General features: G+C 67.1%; 3 protein-coding genes. All 3 read left to right on the top strand.

Going from position 1 to position 3205, the window contains the following annotated elements:
- Window positions 1-180 precede the first annotated feature (180 nt).
- The 3 genes from IEX31_RS18315 to IEX31_RS18325 are packed head-to-tail and all read left to right on the top strand — an operon-like array spanning window position 181 to window position 3019.
- Window positions 181-1116 (top strand): tyrosine-type recombinase/integrase, encoded by a 936-nt coding sequence (locus IEX31_RS18315; protein ID WP_229662496.1) that lies wholly within the window; start codon window positions 181-183, stop codon window positions 1114-1116.
- Window positions 1113-2033: a tyrosine-type recombinase/integrase gene (locus tag IEX31_RS18320; RefSeq protein ID WP_188744827.1), complete on the top strand. Its 921-nt coding sequence runs from the start codon at window positions 1113-1115 to the stop codon at window positions 2031-2033. Before IEX31_RS18315 ends, IEX31_RS18320 begins: the two co-directional genes overlap by 4 nt.
- Window positions 2030-3019, top strand: a complete 990-nt coding sequence (locus IEX31_RS18325) for a tyrosine-type recombinase/integrase (protein WP_188744828.1) — start codon at window positions 2030-2032, stop codon at window positions 3017-3019. The genes IEX31_RS18320 and IEX31_RS18325 overlap by 4 nt, the downstream gene beginning before the upstream one ends.
- The last annotated feature ends 186 nt before the right edge of the window (window positions 3020-3205 follow it).

The raw sequence follows: 3205 nt of genomic DNA on the forward strand, positions 1-3205 counted from the left end.
GCCTCCGGCCAGCCTTGACGCCGGCTCCGGGCGCCACCAGGCGGCCGCTATCGGGGGGGAAGGATCCCCCAAAATCATGTCTCTACGGTTTCAGGGGATTGCCGGTTCTTGGTTTTCCAGCGTGCCGAGGGCAGGCATCGTTCCGGGTGGTCACGTCCCGGGCTGTGGTGTCTTCTGGACGTGTTGGAGGGGCTGGGCGCGCTGGAGTATGAGGCGCAGCCGCCGGTGCTGTCACCGGCCCAGACGCTGCTGTGTTCCTTCGAACGCTACCTTCTGGCCGAGCGGGCGCTTGCGCCCGGCACGGTGCGCGGTTACGTCGATCACGCCCGAAAGTTTCTTGGCGGGCTCCCTTCGGGCCGCACCGTGGCGGAGGTGACCGCGGCTGACGTGACGGCGGCGTTGGGCCGCGTGGCCGCGGTGGTATCGGTGGCTGCGGCGCAGAACTTCCGTGCGGGGCTGCGTGCGTTCCTGCGGTTCTGCTTCACCGAGCAGATCGTCGACGCCGACCTTTCCGGTGCGGCCCTGGCGGTGACCGGTCGGCGACGGGTGGATCTTCCCCGGGGCATCGAGCCTGCTCAGGCGGACGCGCTGCTCTCATCCTGCGATCGACGAACCGCGCTGGGCAGGCGGGACCACGCGATGCTGGTCGTGCTGCTGCGTCTGGGTCTTCGTGCCGGCGAGGTCGCCCGGTTACGTCTTGACGACCTGGACTGGCGTGCTGGTGAGCTCGTCGTGCGTGGCAAGGGCGCCAGGCTGGACCGGTTGCCGATGCCGGTAGAAGTTGGCGAGGCGATAACGGCATACCTGCGACGCGGGCGGCCCGCAACCGACCGGCGGGAGGTATTCTTACGTGCCCGGGCACCGTTCCAGCCGATCGCGTCCGGTACCGTCGGCTCGACCGTGCGCCGGGTTTGCTGTCGCGCGGGGATCGCCGAGGTCGGCCCGCACCGGCTGCGTCACACGCTGGCCTGCGAGATGGTCGCAGCTGGTGTCCCGCTGGTGCAGATCGGCCAGGTGCTGCGCCACGACAGTCTGCAGTCGACCGGGATCTACGCCCGGGTGGACCTGGACACGCTGCGACAACTTGCTGCACCGTGGCCGGGAGGTGCGAGATGAGCGGCTTCGACGAGCACGTCCAGCAGTATCTGAGCCTGCGGCGCTCGTTCGGGTTCAAGCTGGAACGCGAAGAGCACCTGCTTGCCCAGTTCGTCGCCTACAGCGATGCCGCCGGGCAGGAGCACCTCACCGGTGACCTGGCGATCGCCTGGGCGAAACTGCCGGTCACGGCCAGCGTCAACCAGTGGGCCAAGCGGCTGAGCGTGATTCGCAGCTTCGCCGTCTATCTGGCGACGATGGATGCGGCCACAGAGGTGCCACCGTCGGGGATCTTCCCCACGAGCCGGCAGAGACCTACCCCCTACTTGTTCTCCGAACCCGATATCGAGCGGGTGCTCACAGCCGCGCGAGGGCTGGGCTCCCCGCTTCGCGCGGCAACCTACGAGACGCTCTTCGGGCTGCTGGCGGTGTCCGGGATGCGCATCGGTGAGGCGCTCGGCCTTACCCGCGGCGACGTCGATCTCGGCTCCGGCGTGATCACGATCCGTCACGCGAAATTCGACCGCACCCGGCTGGTGCCACTGCACGAGAGCACCACGGCGGCCCTGTCCGCCTATGCTCTCACCCGCGACCGGCTGCGTCGGCCGCCACGTGCGGACGTGTTCTTCTGTTCCACCGCCGGCACCGCTCTTGGCCGGTCCGGGGTTGACAGAATGTTCCGGAAGATCACCACCACGCTCGGGCTTCGCACCGGCACCACCCACCCGCGGGTGCACGATCTCCGGCACGGTTTCGCCGTTCGCACGATCGTGAACTGGCAGGAGCAGGGAGTGAGCATCGATGCTCACCTCGCGAGCCTGTCCGGCTATCTAGGTCACGTCGCGCCAGCTGACACGTACTGGTATCTGTCGGCTGTTCCCGAGTTGATGACACTCGCCGCCGACCGGCTCCAAGTTCGTTTCGGGGCCCAGCGATGAGTGCTCTTGCACCGTCGCTGGAGGCGTTCTTCACCGACCGGCTGATCAGTCAGAAAGCAGCAAGCCCGAACACGATCGCCGCGTACGCGCTGACGTTCCGGCTGCTTCTGCAGTTCACCTCGACGCGCAGCGGCACCCCGCCCAGCAGGCTCGACATCGCCGACCTCGACGCTCCGCTGGTGGCGGCATTCCTGGAACACCTCGAGTCCGAGCGAGGGAACACCGTGGCAACACGCAACCTGCGCCTCGCGGCCATCCACTCGCTGTTCTCGTACCTGGCGTTGCGCCACCCCGAGCACGCCGACTCGATCCGCCGCGTCCTGTCGATCCCGAACAAGCGAACCGAGGTCAACCTCGTCACCTACCTCACCGATCACGAAGCGACCGAGCTGCTGACGGCCTGCGATCAGTCGCGTCGGACCGGGCGACGCGACCACGCCATGTTCGCCCTCACCATCCAGACCGGGCTGCGGATCTCTGAACTGGTCGGACTCAACTGCGAGGACGTGACCGTCGGCCGCGGCGCCAACGTGCACACCCTCGGCAAGGGCAGGAAGGAACGACGCACCCCACTCGTGCCGGAGACCGTGAAGATCCTTCAGGCGTACCTCGACGAGCGGGCAGCGGCACCGCACGAGCCCCTCTTTGCCACCAGCACGGGAAAGCGGCTGAGCCGAGACGCCATCGAACACCGACTCGCTCACCACGTCGCGCTGGCGGAGACGACCTGCCCGTCGCTGAAGGCCAAACGAGTCACCACGCACACGCTGCGCCACACCGCGGCGATGCGTCTGCTGCTCGCCGGCAACGACATCACCGTCATCGCACTCTGGCTCGGCCATGAGCAACTCGCCACGACGAACATCTACCTACACGCCGACATGAGCCACAAACAACAAGCGATCGACCGTGTCACACCCCTCGCCGCGAAGTCAGGCCGCTACCGGCCACCAGACTCCCTTATCGGGTTCCTGGAGGCGCTCTGATTATGCCGACATTCACCGGGTATCCGCCCCGCGACGACAAGGGCCCGCAGGAAACATCGGCATAACCCAGACGTCGGCATAATCGTATAGACGGGGTTGTCTGCCGCATGGTCCTGGACGCAGATCGCAGGCCGTGGCGACTTCCCGGAACGCCTGTTGAACGGTATTGGCGATCGACCGTGTCCC

Origin of the sequence: Agromyces bauzanensis (assembly GCF_014645655.1) — a bacterium.
Lineage (GTDB): Bacteria > Actinomycetota > Actinomycetes > Actinomycetales > Microbacteriaceae > Agromyces > Agromyces bauzanensis.

Coding starts and splice junctions, on each gene's coding strand:
- IEX31_RS18325 (WP_188744828.1), top strand. CDS start 2,030: ATGAGTGCTCTTGCACCGTCGCTGGAGGCGTTCTTCACCGACCGGCTG.
- IEX31_RS18320 (WP_188744827.1), top strand. CDS start 1,113: ATGAGCGGCTTCGACGAGCACGTCCAGCAGTATCTGAGCCTGCGGCGC.